This window comes from Alterirhizorhabdus solaris (genome assembly GCF_007785815.1).
Taxonomy (GTDB): Bacteria; Pseudomonadota; Alphaproteobacteria; order Sphingomonadales; family Sphingomonadaceae; genus Alterirhizorhabdus; species Alterirhizorhabdus solaris.
Genome location: NZ_VNIM01000036.1, coordinates 19,059 through 39,171 on the forward strand (window position 1 = coordinate 19,059; position 20,113 = coordinate 39,171).

Below are 20,113 nucleotides of genomic sequence, written 5' to 3' on the forward strand. Positions count from 1 at the left end.
CCGGCCGTGGCGATGCGGTTGTGGCTGCGGCTGGCGCGGACGGCGGGCGTGCTCGCTGCCGCGCTGCCGGGCCACGCGCTGGATCGCGCGCGCGGCCGCCCCTCCCGGCAGGTGCGCCGCTTCCTGGGTCGCGCGGGCCACGCCTTCGGGCTGCGCGTGACGGTGGCGGGCGAACCGCTCGACCGCGACGTGCTGTATCTCGCCAACCACGTCTCGTGGCTCGACATCCTTGCACTGGGCGGGGCGACGGGCGCGGCGTTCGTCTCGAAGGACGACGTGGAGGGCTGGCCGGTGGTCGGCTGGCTGGCGCGGCAGGGCGGCACGATCTTCATCCACCGCCAGAGCCGCGCCGCCGTGCGGGGCCAGGCCGATGCGCTGGCGACGGCGCTGGCCGGTGGCCGGCCGGTGGCGCTGTTTCCCGAGGGGACGACAGGCAACGGCACCGCGCTGCTGCCGTTCCGCGCCTCGCTGCTGGCGGCGGTGGAGGCGGCACCGCCGGGGCTGCGCGTGCAGCCGGTGGCGATCGATTACGGCCCGGCCGCGCGCAAGATCGCGTGGACCGGCAACGAGGGCACCGGCGGCAATGCGAAACGGGTAGGGGGGCGGCCCGGTCCGCTGCCCGTCACGCTTCGCTTTCTGTCGCCGATCGACCCGGTACGGGCCGGCGGTCGCAAGGCGATCGCGGCGGCGGCGCGCGATGCGATCGGGGCGGCGCTTTCCGCCTCGGGCACGATCGACTATAGGCCCGCGCCATGACCCGCACCTCTCCCCGTCCTGCCCCCAAGAGTTTCCACGTCAAATCCTTCGGCTGCCAGATGAACGCCTATGACGGCGCGCGGATGGCCGAGCTGCTGGAGGCGCAGGGCATGACGGCGGCGGACGGATCGGGCGAGGCCGATCTGGTCGTGCTCAATACCTGCCACATCCGTGAGAAGGCGGCGGAGAAGGTCTATTCCGATATCGGCCGGCTGAAGCGCGCCGACGGCAGCCGCCCGATGATCGCGGTGGCCGGCTGCGTGGCACAGGCCGAGGGGGCGGAGATCCCGCGTCGCGCGCCGAGCGTGGATATCGTCGTCGGCCCGCAGGCGTATCACAATCTGCCCGCGCTGATCGAACAGGCGCGCGAGGGCCGGGCGCTCGATACCGACATGCCGGTGCTGTCCAAGTTCGGCAGCCTGCCCAGGCGGCGCGCGCAGGGGGCGAGCGCGTTCCTGACCGTGCAGGAGGGGTGCGACAAGTTCTGCACCTATTGCGTGGTGCCCTATACGCGCGGCGCCGAGGTGTCGCGCCCGTGGGGCGACGTGATCGATGAGGCGAAGGCGCTGGCCGATGCCGGCGCGCGCGAGATCAGCCTGCTCGGGCAGAACGTGAATGCGTGGGAGGGCGTGGACGACAAGGGCCGCGCACAGGGGCTGGACGGGCTGATCCGCGCGCTCGACCGTATCCCCGGCATCGCCCGCATCCGCTACATGACGAGCCACCCCAACGACATGCGCGACGGGCTGATCGCGGCGCATGGCGAGGTGGAGAGCCTGATGCCGTTCCTCCACCTGCCGGTGCAGTCGGGCAGCGACCGCATCCTGAAGGCGATGAACCGCAGTCACACCGCCGCCGGCTACCTCCGTTTGATCGAGCGGGTGCGGGCGGTGCGGGCCGATATCGCCATCTCGGGCGATTTCATCGTCGGCTTCCCCGGCGAGACGGAGGCCGATTTCGCCGAGACGCTGGCGCTGGTGGAGGAGGTGCGCCACGCGCAGGCGTTCAGCTTCAAATATTCGCCGCGCCCCGGCACGCCGGCCGCCACCATGACCGATCAGGTGCCGCCCGCCGTGATGGACGAGCGGCTCCAGCGGTTGCAGGCGCTGATCGGGGCGCAGGCGCACGCCTTCAACCGCGCGAGCGAGGGGCTGGTGATGCCCGTGCTGATCGAGCGGAACGGCAAGAAGCCGGGGCAGCGGCTGGGCAAGTCACCGTGGCTGCAATCGGTGCTGGTGGACAGCGACGTGGCCCTCGGCACGATCCTGGACGTGGCGATTGTCTCGGGCGGGCCGAACAGCCTGCAGGGCGTGGTGGCGCAGGCGGCGGCCGCCTGAGGGCACCGCCGATCGCATCAAATCGCCAAGGCCATATTGCCCCGCGCGCATCGACACGCCACCTTGGCGCTTGCGAATCCCGTCTCCTGCGGGAAACGCGGTGACGGAGGTTTATGTCGCGTAAGCCAGTGCAAGCTCAGGTCGGGGATCGTGCCCGGCTCGAAATCCTGTTCGACAAGCCGCAGCTGATCGGCAAACTGTTCGGCGAGTATGATCGCAACCTCGTGGCGATCGAGAACCGGCTCGGCGTCTACATCGCCGCGCGCGGCAACAAGATCCAGATCGAGGGGCTGGCCGAGCAGGCCGCCCGCGCCCGCGAGGTGCTGACCGGCCTCTACAACCGGCTGGTGCAGGGGCAGGAACTTGATACCGGCGCGGTGGAGGCGGTGATCGCCATGTCGGCCGAGCCGGTGCTCGACGGCATCATCCGCGCCGACGTGAGCCAGCCGCCGAGCGTGATGATCCGCACCCGCAAGAAGACGATCGTGCCGCGCTCCGCCACGCAGATCCGCTACATGGAGGCGCTGGCGAGCGCCGACATCATCTTCGCGCTCGGGCCGGCGGGTACGGGCAAGACGTATCTGGCAGTGGCGCAGGCGGTGCAGATGCTGATCCAGGGGCAGGTGGATCGCCTGATCCTCAGCCGCCCGGCGGTGGAGGCGGGCGAGCGGCTCGGCTTCCTGCCCGGCGACATGAAGGAGAAGGTCGACCCCTATCTCCGCCCCTTGTACGACGCGCTGTACGACATGCTGCCCGCCGAGCAGGTGGAGCGGCGGATCACATCGGGCGAGATCGAGATCGCGCCGCTCGCCTTCATGCGCGGGCGCACGCTGGGCGACGCCTTCATCATCCTCGACGAGGCGCAGAACACCACGGTGGCGCAGATGAAGATGTTCCTCACCCGCTTCGGCATGAACAGCCGGATGGTGGTGTGCGGCGATCCCAAGCAGGTCGATCTGCCGCAGCCCGGCGTCTCGGGCCTCGCCGATGCGGTGGGGAGGCTGGAGGGCGTGGACGGCATGGCGACGGTCCGCTTCAACGCGGCCGACGTCGTGCGCCACCCGATCGTGGGCCGGATCGTGGAAGCCTATGAGGGCAAGGATGCCTGAGCATAACCGAACGGCGGGTGCCGCATGATCGACGTCGCGATCCAGGCCGTGCCGGTATGGGCCGGCGACGAGGCCGGGTGGGAGAAACTGGCGGGTGCCGCCGTGCTCGCCGCATTCCGCCACAGCCCCTATGCGCCGCTGGTCGATGCCGAGGTGGCGATCGAGGTGTCGGTGCGCTTCGCCGACGATGCAGAGGTGCAGACGCTGAACGCGGCTTATCGCGGCAAGGACAGGCCGACCAACGTGCTGTCCTTCCCGATGGTGCAGGCGGATCTGCTCGACGGCCTCGCCAATACCGATGACGGCGAGGTGCTCCTCGGTGACATCATCCTGGCCCACGGCGTCTGTGCGCGCGAGGCGGTGGAGAAGGGCGTGGCGACGGACATCCACGCCACCCACCTGATCGTCCACGGCACGCTCCACCTGCTCGGCTACGACCATGAGGAGGGCGATGCCGAAGCCGAGGCGATGGAGGCGGTAGAGCGCACCGCGCTCGCCTCGCTCGGCATCGCCGACCCCTATGTGGTGGAGGAGGCGTGAGGCGTGCCGCCCCACTCCGTTTCTGATCTCTCGACTCGGCTTCGCCCGCCCGCGTAGAAGGGGGCGGGGCAACACGAACAGGACACCATGCCAGACGATTCCAGTACCAGCGGCGACACCGGCGGGCGATTGTGGCGCGGCCTGCGCGGCCTGCTCTTCGGTGAGGACAGCGAGCCTTCGCTGCGCGACCAGATCGAGGAAGCGATCGAGGAGCATGAGGGCGACGCGCCGGCCAAGGGCGATCTCTCGCCGGTGGAGCGCACGATGCTGCGCAACCTGCTCCATTTCGGCGAGCGCACGGTGGGCGACATCGGCGTGCCGCGCGCCGACATCATCGCGGTGGCCGAGACGATCAGCTTCGCGGATCTTGTCGCCGCCTTCGCCGATGCGGGCCACAGCCGCCTGCCGGTGTATCGCGACAGCCTCGACAGCGTGACGGGCATGATCCACCTCAAGGACGTGTTCGCCATCCTCGCCGGCGGCGGGCCGCACCCGGAGACGCTGGAGGCGCTGGTTCGCCAGCCGCGCTACGTGCCCGAATCGATGGGCGTGCTGGACCTGCTGGCCGAGATGCGCGCCACCCGCACGCATCTGGCGATCGTGCTCGATGAATATTCGGGCACCGAGGGGCTGGTGACGATCGAGGATCTGGTCGAGGAGATCGTCGGCGAGATCGAGGACGAGCATGACGAGGAGGCCTGCGCCCTGCTGACCGCGCTGGACGACGGCATGTGGGATGCCGACGCCCGCGCCGAGCTGGAGGACGTGGCCGAGACGATCGACCCGCGACTTGCCGAGATCGAGGAGGATGTCGACACGTTGGGCGGCATGGCCTCGGTGCTGGCCGGGCATGTGCCGCAGATCGGCGAGATCGTGGAACACGCCAGTGGCTGGCGGCTCGAGATAACGGCTGGCGATGCCAAGCGCGTGACGCGGCTGCGGCTGCATCCGCCGGCCCCGGCCGTCGACCTGCTGAACGACGAGTGAGGGTGCGGTGAGAAGAAAACGGATCTTGATCCCGCTGGTGCTGATCGCGCTGGCGTTCGCGGCGTACTTCATCATCCGGGCGAGCGGGCAGGCCAAGCTGCCGCTCTCGGCGATGACCGGGCCGATCCGTGAGTTGCCGGAGCCCGATGCGCCGCTGGTGCCCGTCGTCAACGTGGCCCCGGCGATCGGCTGGAAAGCGGGCGAGACGCCGGTGGCGGCGCAGGGGCTGAAGGTGGACGCCTTTGCGGAAGGCCTCGACCATCCGCGCTGGTTGCTGCCGCTGCCCAACGGCGACGTGCTGGTGGCCGAATCGAACGCGCCGCCCAAGCAGACGACGCCGAGCCTGTTCGAGCGCGTGCAGTCGCTGGTGATGAAGCGCGCGGGCGCGGGTGCCGCCAGCCCGAACCGCATCGTGCTGCTGCGCGACACCGATGGCGACGGCGTGGCCGATGCCCGCACCGTGCTCGCCGCCGGGCTGGTCTCCCCCTACGGCATGGCGCTGGTGGGTGACCGACTGTACGTGGCCGAGGCCGACAAGCTGGTGCGCTACGCGTTCCGCCCGGGCCAGACGAGCGTGGCGAACCCGGTGAAGGTGACGGATCTGCCCGGCGGCCCGATCAACCACCACTGGACCAAGAACGTGCTGGCCAGCCCGGACGGCGCCAAGCTGTACGTCACCGTCGGCTCCAACTCGAACATCGGCGAGAACGGGATGGAGGCCGAGGACAGCCGCGCCGCCATCTGGGAAGTGGACACAGGCACCGGCACGCACCGCATCTACGCCTATGGCCTGCGCAATCCGAACGGGCTGGCGTGGGAGCCGGCGACGAAGATGCTGTGGACCGTGGTGAACGAGCGCGACGGCCTGGGGTCGGATATCGTGCCCGATTACCTGACCTCGGTGGACTTCGGCGGTTTCTACGGCTGGCCGTGGTATTATTGGGGCGGCTATATCGACAAGCGTGTCGATGGCCGTGACGATGACCAGCAGCAATATGTGATCCGCCCGGATTATGCGCTCGGTGCCCACACCGCCTCGCTGGGGCTGGCCTTCGCCAGCGGCGGGGGGCTTGGCCCGCGGTTCGCGCAAGGGGCGTTCATCGGCCAGCACGGCTCGTGGAACCGCAAGCCCAAGGCCGGGTACAAGGTGATCTTCGTGCCGTTCGCCAGGGGCAAGCCCGCGGGCAAGCCGGTGGACGTGCTGACCGGCTTCCTGAACGGCGACGAGGACGCGCACGGCCGGCCGGTCGGCGTGGCGGTCGACCGGGCGGGCGCGTTGCTGGTGGCGGACGATGTCGGCAACAAGGTGTGGCGGGTGACGGCGGGCTGAGCCACGGCCCACACTCCCCGCACGTTCCGCCCGCTTGCGCCTGCCCACGCCAGCGCCTAGCTGCGCCGGGCGGTGCCGGATGCCCGTACGGGAGGCGTGATGGCGCGGTTTGAACATGGCGGGCGGCAGGCGTGAGCCGGGGCGCGAGGGCGGCCTATTGGACCGCTGGCAAGCTGCGTTGGACGGCGCTCGGCGCGATCTCCGCGCTGGGCTTTGCCCCGTGGAATCTGTGGCCGGTGGCGTTGGCCGCTTTCGCACTGTTGATGCTCGGGCTGGCGCGGGTCGAACGGTTGCGGACGGCGCTGGCGATCGGCTGGTGGTTCGGCCTCGGCCATTTCGGCTTCGGGCTGAACTGGATCGCCACCGCCTTCACCTATCAGGCGGCGATGCCGGCGTGGCTCGGCTGGGTCGCGGTACTGCTGCTGTCTCTTTTCCTCGCGCTCTATCCGGCGGTGGCCGCCGGCCTCGCGTGGCGTTGGGGGCGGGGGGACAAGGTACGGCTGGTGCTGCTGTTCGCCGCCGCATGGATCGTCACCGAATGGCTGCGCGCCACGCTGTTCACCGGCTTCGCATGGAACCCGCTCGGCGTACTGTGGGTGCCGGTGCTGCCGGTGGCGGGGGCAGCGCGATGGATCGGCACCTATGGCCTCTCGGGTCTGTTCATCGTGGCGGCGGGGTTGCCGCTGATGCTGGTGGCGCGGCGCTGGGCGGCGGCGGGCGCGATCGCCGCCGGGCTGATCGCGGCGATGCGCAGATCCCCCAGCCGCAGCCCGGCCGCCAGCGCCAGATCGCGCAGCAGCGCCGCCGCACGCGGCGAATGGAGCAGCGCCACCGCGCCCGCCCGCAAGGCCGCGATCACCGGGGGATCGAGCGCGGCGACCGGATCGGCGCGATAGACGATCCGCGTCATCGTGCCGGGCAGGTCGAGCGGGCGGTGATCGGCCCCGGCCAGATGCAGCACCGGGCCGGTCCCGGCATCGCGGATCGCCCCGGCAAGCGCGGCGGCATCGGCATCGCCCGCGCGCACATCGGCGCACCCGGCATCACGGGCCGCGCGCGCGGTCGCTGCACCGACCGCCCACACCGGCAGGGCGCGGAACCCGGCCAGCGCCGGCCCGGCGTGGCGCGCGGCGTTGGCGCTCGTCATCACCACCGCCGCCACCGCATCGCGGGCAGGCGGCGTCCAGTCGAGCGGACGCACCGTGAACAGCGGCGTCATCACCGGGACGAAACCGAGCGCCGCCGCGCGCGCCGCCGTTTCGCTGGCGCCCGGCCGGGGCCGCAGGATCAGCAACATATGCGTCACGCCGGACCGTGGGAGTCCGCGCACGCCGCGAGGTGCGTCGCCGCCGCCGTGACGAGGCCTGTCCCGCGTCCGGGCCACGGCATCGGCAGCATAAAGGTCACGCCGGGCGGAGGCGACCAGCGGCAGCGACGGCCACGATCGTCAGCACATCCGGCAAGGGCGAGGTCGTGCCGATCGCGAAGGGCGGCATCGCCATGACGAAGCGGCCCGCCGCCGTCGCGCCGGTGCCCCCTCGCCACCACGAGACCGGCGCGCGTCACGCCGGGTCGGCGGGCGCCGGATCGCCGGACGCCGGGCCGGTGAACAGCGCCCGCAGCGCCGGGCTGGCGCGGCCGAGCAGATCCTGCGCCAGCGCGGCGGCGGCCTCGGGCCGGTCGGGCGGGAAACGTGCCTCGCCCGTCACGCACTCACCGCCGTCTTCCGACAATATCTCGGCGCGCAGCCGCATCGCCGCACCGTCGATCGTCGCCAGTGCCGCCACCGGTGATCGGCAATCCGCCCCCAGCGCCGCCAGCAGCGCGCGTTCGGCCAGCACGCAGCGGCTGGTGGCGACATCGTCGATCGCGGCGATGCGGTCGCGCACCGCGGTGTTCGCCGCCAGCGTCTCGATGCCCACCGCGCCCTGCGCCGGGGCGGGCAGCATCTCGGCGATCGGGATCGCCGCGCCGATCTCCGGCCGGCCCAGCCGGTCCAGCCCCGCCGCCGCCAGCAGCGTGGCATCCGCCTCGCCGAGGTTCAGCCGCGACAGGCGGGTATCGACGTTGCCGCGGAACAGCGTGATCGTCACGTCCGGCCGTTCCCGCCGCAACTGGGCGGAGCGGCGCGGCGAGGAGGTACCGATCACCGCGTGGTGGGGCAGCGCGGCGAGGCTCTCCGCGCCGATCAGCCGGTCCCGCACGTCGGCGCGCGGCAGCATCGCGGCGATGGCGATTTGCGGAGGGCGGATCGTCTCGACATCCTTCATCGAGTGGACCGCGAAATCGATCTCGCCCTCGATCAGCGCGCGATCCAGCTCCTTGGTCCACAGCGCCTTGCCGCCCACTTCGGCCAGCGCGCGATCCTGGATCCTGTCGCCGCTCGTCCTGATCGGCACGATCACGATATCGCCGTCGCGCCAGCCGTGCGCCGCGCGCAGGGCGGCCGCGACCATGCGGGCCTGGGTGAGTGCCAGCGGCGAACCGCGCGTACCGAGACGGAGAGGGAGACGCATGGGCGGTTGCCCTAACGCCATGCGCGGTGGCAGGGAAGCGGGCATGACCCTGATCCTCGGCCTCGAATCCTCCTGCGACGAGACGGCCGCCGCGCTGGTGACCGGCGACCGCCGCATCCTCGCCCACCGCCTCGCGGGGCAGGAGGCCGCGCATCGCCCCTATGGCGGCGTGGTGCCGGAGATCGCGGCGCGCGCGCATGTCGAGGTGCTGACCCCGCTGGTGGAACAGGCGCTGGCCGACGCCGGGGTGACGCTGGCGGACGTCGACGCCATCGCCGCCACCGCCGGGCCGGGGCTGATCGGCGGGGTGATGGTGGGGCTGGTGACGGGCAAGGCGCTGGCGCTGGCGGCGGGCAAGCCGCTGGTGGCGGTCAACCATCTGGAGGGGCATGCGCTGTCCCCGCGCCTCGCCGATCCGGCGCTGGCGTTTCCCTATCTGCTGCTGCTCGTCTCCGGCGGGCATTGCCAGCTGCTGTTCGTGGAGGGCGTCGGCCGCTACCGCCGGCTTGCCACCACGATCGACGACGCGGCGGGCGAGGCGTTCGACAAGACGGCAAAGCTGCTCGGCCTCGGCTTTCCCGGCGGGCCGGCCGTGGAGGCGGCGGCGCGGGCTGGCAATCCCCGCGCGGTGCCGCTGCCGCGCCCGCTGGTGGGCACGGCCGAGCCGCATTTCTCCTTCGCTGGCCTCAAGAGCGCGGTGCTGCGCGCGCGCGATGCCGGGGTCCATTCGGCCGGGGATATCGCGGCGTCGTTCCAGCAGGCGGTGGTCGATTGCCTGCTCGATCGCACCCGCCGCGCGCTGGCCGTGGCCGATGGTGCGACGGCGCTGGTGGTGGCCGGCGGCGTGGCGGCCAATGGCGCGGTCCGCGCGGCGCTGGCCGATCTGGCGCACGCGCACGGCCTGCCGTTCGTCGCGCCGCCGGGGTGGCTGTGCACCGACAATGCGGCGATGATCGCCTGGGCCGGGGCCGAACGCCTCGCCGCCGGGCTGACCGACGGGCTGGACGTGGCGGCGCGCGCGCGCTGGCCGCTGGACCCCACGGCGGAAAAGGCGCGCGGGGCGGGGGTGAAGGCATGAGCATCGGATCGATCGGCGTGATCGGCGCGGGCGCGTGGGGCACCGCGCTGGCGCAGACGGCGGCGGCGGGCGGCGAGCCCGTGCTGCTGTGGGCGCGCGAGGCCGAGGTGGTGGCGGCGGTGAACGACGATCATGCGAATCCGTTGTTCCTGCCGGGCGTGCCGCTCTCCCCCGCGATCCGCGCGACGGGCGCGCTGGCGGATCTGTCGGCGTGCGACGCGCTGCTCGTCGTCACCCCGGCGCAGCATCTGCGCGGGGTGCTGGCCGCGCTGCCGCCCGGCGATGCGCCGCTGGTGCTGTGCGCCAAGGGGATCGAGGCGGGCAGCGGCCGGCTGATGTCCGAGATCGCCGCCGACTTTCGGGGCGACGACGCCATCGCCGTCCTGTCCGGCCCCACCTTCGCGCACGAGGTGGGGGCGGGCCTGCCCACCGCCGTGACGCTCGCCTGTGCCGACGAAAGCGTGGGCGCGGCGCTGGCGGCGCGGCTCGCCCGCCCCGGCTTTCGCCCCTATCTCTCCACCGACGTGATCGGCGCGGAGATTGGGGGGGCGGTGAAGAACGTGCTCGCGATCGCCTGCGGCGTGGTGGAAGGGCGCGGTCTCGGCCAGAATGCGCGCGCGGCGCTCATCAGCCGGGGCTTCGCCGAGATGGTCCGCTTCGGCCGCGCGCGCGGCGCCCGCACGGAGACGCTGGCGGGGCTGGCGGGGCTGGGCGATCTGGTGCTCACCTGCTCGTCGACGAGTTCACGCAATTTCTCGCTGGGCCTCGGCCTCGGCCAGGGGCGAAGCGCGGCGGACCTGCTCGCCGATCGACGCACCGTGGCCGAAGGTGCCTTCACCGCCCCCGTGCTGCACGAGGCGGCGGCGGCGGCGGGCGTGGACATGCCGATCGTGGCGGGGGTGTGCGCGCTGCTCGGCGGCAGCGCCGCGGTGGACGACGTGGTCGAAGCGTTGCTCGCCCGGCCGCTGACGTACGAGGGCTGAACGCCGACGCGCTGCCGGGCGGAACGTAACCATAACAAAAGGCGAAGATTTCGCTTCCGTTGTCGGTGATGCGGACTCATGAAAGGGCGATGCCGATCCGCCCCGAGAATCGCTGGCTCTACCCGATCGACTGGGATCAGCTTTCCGGCACGGTGCGGTTCGGCCGGGCCGGTTCCCGCTGCGAGGCATGCGCGCGGCCGCATCTGAAGCGGGTGGCGCATCTGGGCGACGGGCGCTGGTGGGATACCGCCGTGGGATGCTGGCGAACCGGTCACGGCAGGCGCATCCGCCGGAAGGTCGCCTTCGCGCTGGAGAGCGTTCGCACGACCTATGTCGTGCTGGCCTGCGCGCATCTCGACCATGATCCCGGCAACAGCGCGCAGGACAATCTCAGGGCCTTGTGCCAGCGCTGCCACATGCTCAACGACGCGGCCGAACATCGCTGGCAACGCTGGTGGAACGGCTTCCGCCACCGCGCCCTGCGCGACCTGTATGAAGATCCCCGGATCACCCGCGAACGGATCGCCCATCGCGAGTAGCCGCTCGTGGGTTGGACGATGCCGCTGGAAGATGCCGCTAGAAGTCGACCGCGATGCCCTTCAGTTCCCAGTCCCCGTAGCGGGTGGGGTCCGATCCGTCCTTGCGGCCGCCATGCTCGGGCGCGATCGGCGTCGCTTCGGGCGCGGGCACCGGCGGGCTGGGCGAAAGGTGGGCGGGGGGCTTCACATGCGGTGGGCGCTGGCCGTTCATCGTTGGGTTCCCGTGACGATTGCGGAAAAGATCGCTGCTCCCCACATCGGTGGCAGGAGGCACGATGGCAAGATGAACGGTTTCAGGACGACGATGCTGCTGGCGGCGATGACCGCGCTGTTCATGGGCCTCGGCTTCACCTTCGGCGGGGCCACCGGCGCGATGCTCGCGCTGCTGGTGGCCGTGGGCATGAACCTGTTCACCTTCTGGAACGCCGACCGCATCGTGCTGAGGATGCACGATGCGCGCGAGGTGGATGTGCGCAACTGTCCCGAGTTCGTCGGCCTCGTCCACGATCTCGCCGGGCGCGCCGGGCTGCCGATGCCGAGGGTGTACGTGATCGACTCGCCTCACCCCAATGCCTTCGCCACCGGGCGCGACCCCGCCCATGCGGCGGTGGCGGCGACGACCGGGCTGCTCGCGATCCTCGACCGCGACGAGATTGCCGGCGTGATGGCGCACGAGCTGGGCCACGTCCGCAACCGCGACACGCTCGTCATGACGATGACCGCGACGATCGCGGGCGCCATCTCGATGCTGGCCAATTTCGGGCTCTTCTTCGGCCATGGCAGCGGCGATCGGTCGCAGAACATGCTCGCCTCGATTGCCGCCGTGCTGATCGCGCCGTTCGCCGCGATGATCGTGCAGATGGCGATCAGCCGCACCCGCGAATATGGCGCGGACCGCGCGGGCGCGGAGATTTCGGGCAAGCCGCACGCCCTCGCCTCCGCGCTGGCGAAGCTGGCCGAAGGGGCCGGCCGCGTGCCGAACCCGGTGGTGGAACGCAACCCGGCGGCGGCCGCGCTCTATATCGTACCGTCGCTGCGTGGGCGCGGTGGCGACGGCCTGTTTTCCACCCATCCCGATACCGCGAACCGGATCGCCGCGCTGCACGCCATCGCCGCCGAGATGGGGGTGAAGCCGCGCGTCGCCTCGGTGCCGCGGGCAGGGGCGGCGGTAGCGCGGGCGGGGGCCGTCCCCGTCACCCGGCGGCGGGCCAGCGCCCTCGATCCGCACCGGCGGGGTTGACCGGCGCGGGTTCGCCCGCCCGGATCATGCGCTCGCGGGCGGAGACAACATCCCCAGCCAGGCGACCAGCACGAGGATGGCGAGCGCGGCCGTCGTCTCGGCCAGAAGGCTGCGGCGCAATCCGGCCAGCGCGCGAACGGGGTCGTCCACGGTGGCGCGCAGGGCAGGGGTGTGGCGGAAGCGGTTGGCGGCGGCCAGCGCCAGCATCGCGGCGAACAGCGCCAGCTTGATGAGCAACAGCCGGCCGTAATCGTCCGTCACCAGTGCGGCGAGATGGTCCGGCCCCACCAGCACCCAGCCGTTGACGAGGCCGGTGCCCAGCAGCAGCAGCACCAGCAGCGTGCCGGTGGAGGCGAAGCCGTGCAGCACGCGTTGGGCCAGCACCGGATCGGGCGCGCGCGCGAAGGTGAAGCGGAGGAAGGCAGCGAGCGCGCCGATCCAAGCTCCGGCCGCCAGCAGGTGGGCGAGATCGGCGAGCAGATGCACCCAGCCGCGCACCCCCTCGTCCATCGCGCCGTGGCCGGTCCACGCGAGCGAGCCGAGCGCCACGGCTCCCGCCACCGCCAGCAGGCCGAACGCCGTGCGGGGGGCGCGGCCGCCAAGCGACGCGACCGGCAGCATCAGCGTCAGCGCCGCCATCCGGGCGGTCCATGCCGCACCGATCGCGGTGCCGTCGATCAGCAACGCCACCGTCTCGCCGGTGACGCCGGCAAGCGGGGTATCCCCCATCGAGGCCGCCAGCAGCGCCAGCCACAGCGCGGAAAACGCCAGCCCGGCCCCCGCCGCCGCCACGATGCCCACCCGGAAACGGAGCGCGGTGCCGACGACCCGCTCGCCCCCCCGCAGCGCCTGGAGGGCGAACAGGGGCAGGCCGAACGCCGCCGCCAGCACCGCATACAGCGCGAAGCGGACCGCGATCATCGCCGGATCGGCCATCGGTCTGCTTCCGCCCGCCCCTTACTTGACGGTGAAGCTGTAGCCGCCGTCGATCTTGTGCGTATCGGCCGAGACGACCTTGTAGCTCAGTTTGTACGTGCCGGCCGGCAGCGGGCGGGTGGGCGTGGTGACGAGGGTGAGGCCATCGGGCGCGACCATCGTCGTCTGCTTCACCTTCATCGGCTGGTGCGCGGCCATGCCCGGCATCCCCGTCATCATCAGATCGGCGGTGGAGAATTGCGGCACGAGCTTCTCGGTGAACTTCAGCTGGATCTTCGCCGGGGCGGGGCCGGCCGAATCCGCCGCCGGCAGCGCGCTCGCCAGCTTGGGGTGGGCCAGCGCCGGGGCGGTGGCGAGGGCGGCGACGAACAGCGCGGTCGTGATCCTGGCGAACATGCGTATCTCCTGAAACGGGCGGCGGCGTGCCGACTACCATGCCATACGCGTGGCCCTGCGCTATCCCTCGCATCGTCGTGCGGCGAGGGTTAGGATCGCGCCCTGCGTATCCAGTGCGACCCGCAACGAGGACGAGCCCGAGATGAACCGCGATCTGGATGCCACGCTGGCCCGCCTCGGCGCGCAGGCCGCCCCCCCCGGCACTGGCGGCGATCGACGCGGCGGTGTTCGCGCGGATCGATGCCGCGCCGCCCGCCGCGCCGCTGCGTGCGGGCGTGCTGGCGGCGGTGGGGGCCGTGGCGATCGGCGTGGCCAGCGCCGGCCTGGCGCCCGCCCCCGCGCAGGCGTCGCCCGTGCTGGACAGCGCCACCGCGCTCGCGCCGTCCACCCTGCTGTCCGGTCTGTTGCGATGAGGTGGCCGGGCTGGCTGGCGATCGCCGCGATCGCCTTTGCCGCCGCACTCGCCGGCGTGTTCCTCGGCCACCGGCTGATGATGCCGGCCCCGGCCGAGGGGGGCGAACTGCACGCGATGCTGCACGAGGAACTCGATCTCGATCCCGCCCAGCATCGCGCGATCGAGGCGCTGGAGGGCCGCTTCGCCATCCGTCGCCGCGCGCTGGAGCTGGAGATGCGCGCGGACAACGCCAGGCTGGCCGATGCGATCGCGGGCGAGCATCGCGCCGGGCCGGCGGTGCTGGCGGCGGTCGATGCCTCGCATCACGCGATGGGCGCGTTGCAGAAGGAGACGCTGACGCACCTGTTCGCCATGCGGGCCTTGTTGCGGCCCGATCAGGCGGCACGCTTCGACAAGGCGGTGACGAAGGCCCTGACCGCCAACGCTGCCGCCGACGCCCGGTAGCGTCGGCTTGAGCCTCGACCTCGACGCCTGCACCGATGGCGAGCTGGCCGCGCTGTCGCTGGCCGGGCGACGGGCGGCGTTCGCGGCGATCATGCGGCGGCATCGCGATCCGGTGTATCGCCTGATCCGGGGGCATATCGGCGAGGCCGAGGAGGCGCTGGACGTGACGCAGGAGACGTTCGTCGCCGCGTTCCGCAACCTTGCCCGTTACGACGGCGCACGACCGATGCGCGCATGGCTCGCCCGCATCGCGATCAACAAGAGCCGGGACTGGCAGCGGCGGCGGCGGGTGCGCGCCTTCTTCGGCCTGACCGGCGGCGACGACAATCGTGCGCTGGCCGAGGCAATGCCCGACGACGCACCCGGCGCCGACACCGCGGCGGCCGACCGGCAGGAGATGGCCCGCCTCAACACAGCCATCGCCGCGCTGCCGGCGACGCTGAAGGAGACGCTGCTGCTGCGCACCGTGGAGGGGCTGACCCAGGCCGAGGCGGCGGTGGCGCTAGGGGTAAGCGAGAAGGCGATCGAGACCCGGCTGTATCGCGCGCGGGGCAAGCTGGCCGAGGCGATGCGCTGAAAGGAGAAAGGGGGGAACTACGATCCGCCGCTGGGGCCGGTCAAGGCAAACGACTTTCCTGTATCCCGTCAGTCATGGCCACCGGCATGGCCCGTCATGTACGGATCACGAGCCGCTTCCGATGCTTCGCCGTCGCCTGTTCCGCCGTCGTCACTTCCCGTTTCCGCATGGCGACCCTGCATGGCGCGCATCGCCATGCGCGCTGTCGCCGGCCCCGGCGGTCAGGCCCGCGCCGTCGCGTGGGTTCGGCAGTGCTGCAGATATCCCGTCTCGTGACTGCCCGCGAGGGAGACGACGCTGTCCCACAGCCACGACGGGGCATCGATCTGGGCGGATCGGCCGGCGGCCAGGATCGCGCGCCATTCGTGCCTGGTGGCGGCATCCATCTGCCGGGCGTGCGCCTTGCCGACGACGAACGCCAGATAGCGCGCCGCGCGCGCCGCCTGCCGCTCGCTGAACTGGCCGACTTCCAGCTTCAGATCCTGCGGCGACAGCTCGCGCATGAACAGCGATCGATCAAGCAGCGTCACCGCCATCATCCGCGATCCCAGATGCGGTGAAAGCGCGCGGGCGGCGGCGACCACGCGCTCGGCGGGGTCGGCGGGCATGGCGGCATTGCGCGCCGCCGGCGCGACCGGCGCCACCGCCTCCTTCAGGTCGACGAGCGCATGATCCGACCGCCCCTTGCCGTTCTTCAATGCGACCAGCACGGCAAAGCGCATCAGGCCGAGCGAACTGCACCCCTTCATCCAGTAGGCCGCATCGACGAGCCGGACCGCCCGATCCGCCTCCCGGCGGTCCAGCGAGAGGACCATCCGCGCGACCGCCGGATCGTCGAACAACGTGACGAGCGCGTCGCGTTCCCGCGCGTCGAGTGCCCAGAACTTGCGACCGAGCGGGATGGTCGGCGCCGTATCCTCCAGCCTTTCCCGCGCCAGATGCCGCCAGCGCCGGCCGAGCGCGCGCCGCCGCACGCTGCGCACCGCGTCCGGCTCCGGCCCGGCGTCGTCCTCGGTCGGGTCGTCGATCGCCGTTTCGTAGCCCTCGATCATCTGCTCGATCATCCGCGCCGTCGTCACCCCCGACAGGTCGGAGCCGCGCGCTGCGGTGGCGAGCGACAGGCCGAGCCGGATCAGGTCGTGCGCCGGATTGCCGATCACCGCCTGATCGAGATCGCGTATCTGGATCTCGACCTGTCCCTGCGTGTTAGCGATCGGGCCGAGGTTGCCCAGGTGGCAGTCCCCGCAGATCCACACCGACGGCCCGTCGGGCAGGCGTCGTGCCGCCGGGGATGCTTCCAGCCATTCGTAGAACTGGGCCGTATTGCCCCGGACATAGGCGTGCGCCGAGCGTGCCATCTTCAGATGGCGGCTCGCCTCGAGATGGGCGAGGCGTTCTTCGGGTGTGGGCATCTTCATGGCGTCTTCATCCCCGTGTTCGGGCTACAAACGCGCGGAAGGCCATTGTGACGCAATGTTTCCATGCGTTTATGCGGAACCCCGGCACGCGGGGCGGCGATCCGCAACGCTTGAGCGGCCGCACGATCCGCGCCACAACGGGCCATGCTGATCCTCCTCGCCGCCGCCGCTGCCGCCATCCAGCCCGCTCCCTCGCCACAGCGCCTCAGGGCCGACGTCGCGGCGCTGGTGGGCTTCGGTACCCGCCACACCGCCTCGTCCGCCACCGATCCGCGGCGCGGCATCGGCGCCGCACGGACGTGGACGGCGGCGCAGTTCGAGCAGATCGGCCGCGGGTGTGGCGGCTGCATCCGGGTCGAGCGGATCGCCCGCCGCTTCACCGGCCCGCGCGCGCCGGACGGCGTCGTCGTCGAGGACGTGCTCGGCATCCAGCCCGGCCGCGATCCGAACCGTGTCGTCATCGTCGGCGCGCATATCGACAGCCGCGTCACCGACGTGATGGACGCGACCTCCGACGCCCCGGGCGCCAACGACGATGCGTCGGGCGTGGCGCTGGTGCTGGAGGCCGCGCGCGCGCTGTCGCAGCGGCGGTTCGATGCGACGATCGTGTACGCCGTCTTCTCGGGCGAGGAGCAGGGGCTGTGGGGCGCGACGCTCCTCGCCGACACCGCCAGAGCGCGCGGCTGGGACGTGACGGCGATGCTCAACAACGACATCGTCGGCAACACGGTGGGGCAGGGCGGCAAGCGCGAGGACGGCTATGTCCGGGTCTTCTCCGAGGGCATCCGCTCGTCGGAAGGCGAGGCGGCGCAGACGGCGCGACGCGGCAACGGCGGCGAGGACGACGGCCCCAGCCGCGCGCTCGCCAAGGCGATCGACGGCATCGCCGACGGCCTGCCCCGCAAGCTTGACGTGTTCCTCGACCGCCGTCCCGACCGCTTCGGCCGCGGCGGCGACCACGAGCCGTTCCTGAAGCTGGGCTACCCCGCCGTGCGCTTCTCGGTCGCCAACGAGGACTGGGACGCCCAGCATCAGGATCTGCGGCGCGAGGGCGGCGTCGCCTACGGCGACACGATCGACAGGATGGACTTCGCCTATCTGGCAAAGGTGACGGCGATCAATATCGCGACGCTCGCCCACCTGGCCGCCGCCCCCGCAGCACCCGCCACCGCGACGATCTCCGGCGCGCTGTCGCGCGACACCAAGGTCACCTGGACACCGTCGCCGGGCGCTGCCGGCTACCGCGTGCGCTGGCGCCGCAACGACAGGGCGGACTGGACCGGGCAGCGCGACGTGGCGGGCACCGCCACGGTGCTCGCGCAGACGCCGGTCGACGACAATTTCGTCGGGGTTTCCGCGCTGGCGGCGGACGGGTCGGAAAGCCTCGTCACCTTCGCGGGGCGCTGACCGCTCGACCACGCCTGGCGGCGACGGGAAGGTATCCGCCTCCCGAGCGGTGACGCATCGGGTTCTGCCGTCCGGGCAGCCGTCATAAGCCGGCCATACCCGGGAGCGGCATCGCTGCGGCATTCCGGAGGTCCGTCGACGCTGACATTGCGGCAGGAGATGACGCAACGGCGAGACGATCAATGTCCGATCCGCGCGAGAGGATGGATTGCCCCGAAACCCGATGGCGGATGCCGTCGCCCTATGTTGGACCGGGAACGGCAGGCCGCACGATCCGCCGGCATGGCCGATCGCGCACGTCGATAAATGGTACGTGGCGCACCATGAAAATAAAACCGCTCCCCCTTTCGGGAAAATGGCGAAGTATAATGCGCCAAAATTGGTTACTTTAAAGTAAACCTTCTGAGCCATTCGTGGCTCGGATAGTCCACCCTCAAATTGATTCCGTAATCGGAACGTGGCCGGCCAGAACGGCGCAGATATATTATCGTTCTTGAGCGCAAAACGATTCGCCCACGTAAAACGGGCGAACAGGATAGCCGATTGGCGAGGGAGCGAGCGGTGGACGTTCAGGTAATCTCCAAGGCGACTGGCAACGTGTCCCAAATGACGTCGGGCACCGTCAGCCTGAACGCCCCCAGCATTGTCCGCCCGGCTCTGACACGTGCCGAAATTGCCGGGTTCGAACGGCAGGAACACGACCTCGTCATCCGCCTTGCCAATGGCGAGCAGACGCGGATCGCGAATTTCTATCCGGGCGACGCCCCGATCGGCGTGAACGATCTCGTTCTGCGCGAAGGCGACGGCAGCCTCTGGCTCGCGCGTGTCGATGCCACGGCCCTGCGATTTTCGGCGATCCGCGATCTGGACGACCTGCTGGCCGGATCGGCGGCGGGCGGCGGGTCGTCGCTGGCGCTTCCGGTGGCGCTCCTCAGCGGCCTTGCCGCCGCGGGCGGCGTCGTCGCGGCGGCGAGCGCGGGAAGCGCCGAGAGCGACGACTCCGGCGAGGAGGATCCCGGTGACGGTGGTGACAGTCCTCCGATCATCCTCGATCCGGGGGCCGCGCCCGACCGGGATGCGCCGGATGCGCCGGACGTCATCGTCCGCGATGACGGCACGAGGCTCGACGGCAGTGGCGAACCGGGTGCCACCATCGCGGTGCTGAACGGGGACGGCACCGTCGTCGGCACCACCGTCGTCGAGGCGGACGGCACCTTCAGCGTGATCGTATCGCCCCGGGGCGGACGACCAGGAACTGACGGTGACGCAGGCCGATCCCGCCGGCAACGTATCGCCCGGCACGCTCGTCACGCTGCCGGACACCACCGCGCCCCTCGCGCCGGCCGCCAGCATCGACGCGACCGGGAGCATCGTCACCGGCGAGGGCGAAGCCGGGGCCTCGGTGATGGTCCGCGACGCGTCGGGGGCGGTGATCGGCACCGCCATCGTCGCGGCGGACGGCAGTTATTCCGTGGCGCTTTCACCCGTGCAGGCGAACGGCGGTACGCTGTCGGTCAGTCAGAGCGATACGGCGGGCAACACCTCGCCTACGACGACGCTTGCATCACCCGACATCACGGCGCCCGCCGCCCCGACGGCCGTGGTGGCCGGTGACGGCACGAGCGTGACGGGCGTCGGCGAAGCGGGCGCGCGCGTCACCGTCGTCAATGGCGACGGATCGCCGATCGGCAGCGGGGTTGTCGACGCCGAGGGTAATTATGCCATCCCGCTGTCGCCTGCACAGGCGAACGGCGGCACGCTGACCGTGAGCCAGAGCGATGCGGCGGGCAACACCTCGCCGAATGTCGCCGTGACCCCGCCCGACATCACCGCGCCGCCCGCGCCGACGATCGCCATCGACGGCACGGGCACGCTCGTGACCGGGACCGGCGAGGCGGGCGCCACCGTTACCCTCACCGGCCCGGCGGGCATCGTGCTCGGCACCGCGCTGGTCGATGCCGACGGGCGCTATGGCGTGACGCTGACGCCGCCGCTGGCCAACGGCGAGCGGATCGACGCAGTGCAGGCCGATGCGGCGGGCAACGCCTCGACCGGTGTCAGCACGTTCGCACCGGATTTCACCGCCCCCGCACAGCCCACCGCGG

Annotated in this window: 22 protein-coding genes and 3 pseudogenes; 18 read left to right on the forward strand and 7 right to left on the reverse strand. The window is 71.5% G+C overall.

Annotated elements, in window-relative coordinates; translation table 11 throughout:
• Positions 1-12 precede the first annotated feature (12 nt).
• The 7 genes and pseudogenes from FOY91_RS10395 to FOY91_RS22335 form a co-directional block, all read left to right on the forward strand.
• Positions 13-756, forward strand: a complete 744-nt coding sequence (locus tag FOY91_RS10395) for a lysophospholipid acyltransferase family protein (protein WP_145151172.1) — start codon at positions 13-15, stop codon at positions 754-756.
• Positions 753-2,093: a tRNA (N6-isopentenyl adenosine(37)-C2)-methylthiotransferase MiaB gene (gene miaB / locus FOY91_RS10400; protein WP_145151072.1), complete on the forward strand. Its 1,341-nt coding sequence runs from the start codon at positions 753-755 to the stop codon at positions 2,091-2,093. The genes FOY91_RS10395 and miaB overlap by 4 nt, the downstream gene beginning before the upstream one ends.
• A 113-nt stretch (positions 2,094-2,206) precedes the next feature.
• Positions 2,207-3,202 (forward strand): PhoH family protein, encoded by a 996-nt coding sequence (locus FOY91_RS10405; protein WP_145151075.1) that lies wholly within the window; start codon positions 2,207-2,209, stop codon positions 3,200-3,202.
• Between the two features lie 24 nt (positions 3,203-3,226).
• Entirely contained in the window at positions 3,227-3,742 is a 516-nt protein-coding gene (gene ybeY, locus FOY91_RS10410) for an rRNA maturation RNase YbeY (RefSeq protein ID WP_145151078.1), read from the forward strand.
• Between the two features lie 87 nt (positions 3,743-3,829).
• On the forward strand, positions 3,830-4,729 hold the full coding sequence (locus tag FOY91_RS10415) for a hemolysin family protein (protein ID WP_145151081.1): 900 nt from the start codon (positions 3,830-3,832) through the stop codon (positions 4,727-4,729).
• 7 nt (positions 4,730-4,736) lie between these two features.
• Positions 4,737-6,059 carry a PQQ-dependent sugar dehydrogenase gene (locus FOY91_RS10420; RefSeq protein ID WP_203234539.1) on the forward strand — a complete coding sequence of 441 codons (1,323 nt, stop codon included), beginning with the start codon at positions 4,737-4,739 and terminating at the stop codon, positions 6,057-6,059.
• A gap of 236 nt (positions 6,060-6,295) precedes the next feature.
• Positions 6,296-6,676: pseudogene (locus tag FOY91_RS22335) on the forward strand (apolipoprotein N-acyltransferase); the annotation flags it as partial.
• A gap of 23 nt (positions 6,677-6,699) precedes the next feature.
• Here FOY91_RS22335 and FOY91_RS10425 read toward each other — a convergent pair.
• A complete protein-coding gene (locus FOY91_RS10425; protein WP_145151178.1) occupies positions 6,700-7,356 on the reverse strand; it encodes a uroporphyrinogen-III synthase in 657 nt (218 codons plus the stop codon).
• A 265-nt stretch (positions 7,357-7,621) separates the two neighbouring features.
• Positions 7,622-8,575: a hydroxymethylbilane synthase gene (gene hemC, locus FOY91_RS10430; protein ID WP_145151084.1), complete on the reverse strand. Its 954-nt coding sequence runs from the start codon at positions 8,573-8,575 to the stop codon at positions 7,622-7,624.
• Positions 8,576-8,618: 43 nt separating this feature from the next.
• Here hemC and tsaD point away from each other — a divergent pair, with 43 nt between their 5' ends.
• From tsaD to FOY91_RS10445, 3 genes are all read left to right on the forward strand, one after another.
• Positions 8,619-9,653 (forward strand): tRNA (adenosine(37)-N6)-threonylcarbamoyltransferase complex transferase subunit TsaD, encoded by a 1,035-nt coding sequence (gene tsaD, locus FOY91_RS10435; protein WP_145151087.1) that lies wholly within the window; start codon positions 8,619-8,621, stop codon positions 9,651-9,653.
• A complete protein-coding gene (locus FOY91_RS10440; protein ID WP_145151090.1) occupies positions 9,650-10,636 on the forward strand; it encodes an NAD(P)H-dependent glycerol-3-phosphate dehydrogenase in 987 nt (328 codons plus the stop codon). The genes tsaD and FOY91_RS10440 overlap by 4 nt, the downstream gene beginning before the upstream one ends.
• Positions 10,637-10,725: 89 nt before the next feature.
• Entirely contained in the window at positions 10,726-11,175 is a 450-nt protein-coding gene (locus tag FOY91_RS10445) for a hypothetical protein (RefSeq protein ID WP_145151093.1), read from the forward strand.
• 37 nt (positions 11,176-11,212) lie between these two features.
• Here FOY91_RS10445 and FOY91_RS10450 read toward each other — a convergent pair whose 3' ends face one another.
• Positions 11,213-11,386, reverse strand: coding sequence for a DUF1674 domain-containing protein (locus FOY91_RS10450; protein ID WP_145151096.1), 174 nt, complete (start codon positions 11,384-11,386; stop codon positions 11,213-11,215).
• A 72-nt stretch (positions 11,387-11,458) separates the two neighbouring features.
• Here FOY91_RS10450 and htpX point away from each other — a divergent pair, with 72 nt between their 5' ends.
• Entirely contained in the window at positions 11,459-12,415 is a 957-nt protein-coding gene (gene htpX / locus FOY91_RS10455) for a zinc metalloprotease HtpX (protein WP_145151099.1), read from the forward strand.
• A 24-nt stretch (positions 12,416-12,439) separates the two neighbouring features.
• Here htpX and copD read toward each other — a convergent pair whose 3' ends face one another.
• Positions 12,440-13,351, reverse strand: a complete 912-nt coding sequence (copD, locus tag FOY91_RS10460; RefSeq protein ID WP_145151102.1) for a copper homeostasis membrane protein CopD — start codon at positions 13,349-13,351, stop codon at positions 12,440-12,442.
• A 21-nt stretch (positions 13,352-13,372) separates the two neighbouring features.
• Positions 13,373-13,747 carry a copper homeostasis periplasmic binding protein CopC gene (gene copC, locus FOY91_RS10465; RefSeq protein ID WP_145151105.1) on the reverse strand — a complete coding sequence of 125 codons (375 nt, stop codon included), beginning with the start codon at positions 13,745-13,747 and terminating at the stop codon, positions 13,373-13,375.
• Positions 13,748-13,905: 158 nt separating this feature from the next.
• Between copC and FOY91_RS10470 the strand changes: the two genes are divergently transcribed.
• Genes FOY91_RS10470 through FOY91_RS10480 form a run of 3 tightly spaced genes read left to right on the forward strand, consistent with a single transcriptional unit; the run spans position 13,906 to position 15,183 of the window.
• Complete coding sequence (locus FOY91_RS10470) at positions 13,906-14,160, forward strand: hypothetical protein (protein WP_238995452.1); 255 nt, start codon at positions 13,906-13,908, stop codon at positions 14,158-14,160.
• Positions 14,157-14,606, forward strand: coding sequence for a periplasmic heavy metal sensor (locus FOY91_RS10475; RefSeq protein ID WP_145151108.1), 450 nt, complete (start codon positions 14,157-14,159; stop codon positions 14,604-14,606). The genes FOY91_RS10470 and FOY91_RS10475 overlap by 4 nt, the downstream gene beginning before the upstream one ends.
• A 7-nt stretch (positions 14,607-14,613) precedes the next feature.
• Positions 14,614-15,183 (forward strand): RNA polymerase sigma factor, encoded by a 570-nt coding sequence (locus FOY91_RS10480; RefSeq protein WP_145151111.1) that lies wholly within the window; start codon positions 14,614-14,616, stop codon positions 15,181-15,183.
• Between the two features lie 68 nt (positions 15,184-15,251).
• On the opposite strand, the gene FOY91_RS22610 is transcribed toward FOY91_RS10480, so the two are convergent.
• Positions 15,252-15,380 carry a hypothetical protein gene (locus FOY91_RS22610; protein WP_275265949.1) on the reverse strand — a complete coding sequence of 43 codons (129 nt, stop codon included), beginning with the start codon at positions 15,378-15,380 and terminating at the stop codon, positions 15,252-15,254.
• Between the two features lie 24 nt (positions 15,381-15,404).
• On the reverse strand, positions 15,405-16,601 hold the full coding sequence (locus tag FOY91_RS10485) for a DUF2252 family protein (protein ID WP_145151114.1): 1,197 nt from the start codon (positions 16,599-16,601) through the stop codon (positions 15,405-15,407).
• Between the two features lie 144 nt (positions 16,602-16,745).
• Here FOY91_RS10485 and FOY91_RS10490 point away from each other — a divergent pair, with 144 nt between their 5' ends.
• The 4 genes and pseudogenes from FOY91_RS10490 to FOY91_RS22345 all read left to right on the forward strand — a co-directional run.
• The gene (locus FOY91_RS10490; protein ID WP_145151117.1) at positions 16,746-18,008 is read left to right on the forward strand and encodes a M20/M25/M40 family metallo-hydrolase; all 1,263 of its coding nucleotides are present in this window, start codon (positions 16,746-16,748) and stop codon (positions 18,006-18,008) included.
• 561 nt (positions 18,009-18,569) lie between these two features.
• Positions 18,570-19,232, forward strand: a pseudogene (locus tag FOY91_RS22820) (BapA/Bap/LapF family prefix-like domain-containing protein); the annotation flags it as partial.
• 37 nt (positions 19,233-19,269) lie between these two features.
• A pseudogene (locus FOY91_RS22825) lies at positions 19,270-19,521 on the forward strand (Ig-like domain-containing protein); the annotation flags it as partial.
• Positions 19,522-19,611: 90 nt separating this feature from the next.
• Positions 19,612-20,113, forward strand: a 502-nt coding sequence (locus FOY91_RS22345) for an Ig-like domain-containing protein (protein ID WP_238995458.1), incomplete at its 3' end; no start/stop codon positions are given.

What these genes read in the sequence shown, in the direction of transcription:
- FOY91_RS10485 (WP_145151114.1), bottom strand. Translation starts at nt 16,601, where the DNA reads ATGAAGATGCCCACACCCGAAGAACGCCTCGCCCATCTCGAGGCGAGC.
- tsaD (WP_145151087.1), top strand. Translation starts at nt 8,619, where the DNA reads ATGACCCTGATCCTCGGCCTCGAATCCTCCTGCGACGAGACGGCCGCC.
- FOY91_RS10490 (WP_145151117.1), top strand. Translation starts at nt 16,746, where the DNA reads ATGCTGATCCTCCTCGCCGCCGCCGCTGCCGCCATCCAGCCCGCTCCC.
- FOY91_RS10405 (WP_145151075.1), top strand. Translation starts at nt 2,207, where the DNA reads ATGTCGCGTAAGCCAGTGCAAGCTCAGGTCGGGGATCGTGCCCGGCTC.
- ybeY (WP_145151078.1), top strand. Translation starts at nt 3,227, where the DNA reads ATGATCGACGTCGCGATCCAGGCCGTGCCGGTATGGGCCGGCGACGAG.
- htpX (WP_145151099.1), top strand. Translation starts at nt 11,459, where the DNA reads ATGAACGGTTTCAGGACGACGATGCTGCTGGCGGCGATGACCGCGCTG.
- FOY91_RS10445 (WP_145151093.1), top strand. Translation starts at nt 10,726, where the DNA reads ATGCCGATCCGCCCCGAGAATCGCTGGCTCTACCCGATCGACTGGGAT.
- FOY91_RS10450 (WP_145151096.1), bottom strand. Translation starts at nt 11,386, where the DNA reads ATGAACGGCCAGCGCCCACCGCATGTGAAGCCCCCCGCCCACCTTTCG.
- FOY91_RS10395 (WP_145151172.1), top strand. Translation starts at nt 13, where the DNA reads ATGCGGTTGTGGCTGCGGCTGGCGCGGACGGCGGGCGTGCTCGCTGCC.
- copD (WP_145151102.1), bottom strand. Translation starts at nt 13,351, where the DNA reads ATGGCCGATCCGGCGATGATCGCGGTCCGCTTCGCGCTGTATGCGGTG.
- FOY91_RS10470 (WP_238995452.1), top strand. Translation starts at nt 13,906, where the DNA reads ATGCCACGCTGGCCCGCCTCGGCGCGCAGGCCGCCCCCCCCGGCACTG.
- hemC (WP_145151084.1), bottom strand. Translation starts at nt 8,575, where the DNA reads ATGCGTCTCCCTCTCCGTCTCGGTACGCGCGGTTCGCCGCTGGCACTC.
- FOY91_RS22610 (WP_275265949.1), bottom strand. Translation starts at nt 15,380, where the DNA reads ATGGCGATGCGCGCCATGCAGGGTCGCCATGCGGAAACGGGAAGTGAC.
- copC (WP_145151105.1), bottom strand. Translation starts at nt 13,747, where the DNA reads ATGTTCGCCAGGATCACGACCGCGCTGTTCGTCGCCGCCCTCGCCACC.
- FOY91_RS10425 (WP_145151178.1), bottom strand. Translation starts at nt 7,356, where the DNA reads ATGTTGCTGATCCTGCGGCCCCGGCCGGGCGCCAGCGAAACGGCGGCG.
- FOY91_RS10475 (WP_145151108.1), top strand. Translation starts at nt 14,157, where the DNA reads ATGAGGTGGCCGGGCTGGCTGGCGATCGCCGCGATCGCCTTTGCCGCC.
- FOY91_RS10440 (WP_145151090.1), top strand. Translation starts at nt 9,650, where the DNA reads ATGAGCATCGGATCGATCGGCGTGATCGGCGCGGGCGCGTGGGGCACC.
- FOY91_RS10415 (WP_145151081.1), top strand. Translation starts at nt 3,830, where the DNA reads ATGCCAGACGATTCCAGTACCAGCGGCGACACCGGCGGGCGATTGTGG.
- miaB (WP_145151072.1), top strand. Translation starts at nt 753, where the DNA reads ATGACCCGCACCTCTCCCCGTCCTGCCCCCAAGAGTTTCCACGTCAAA.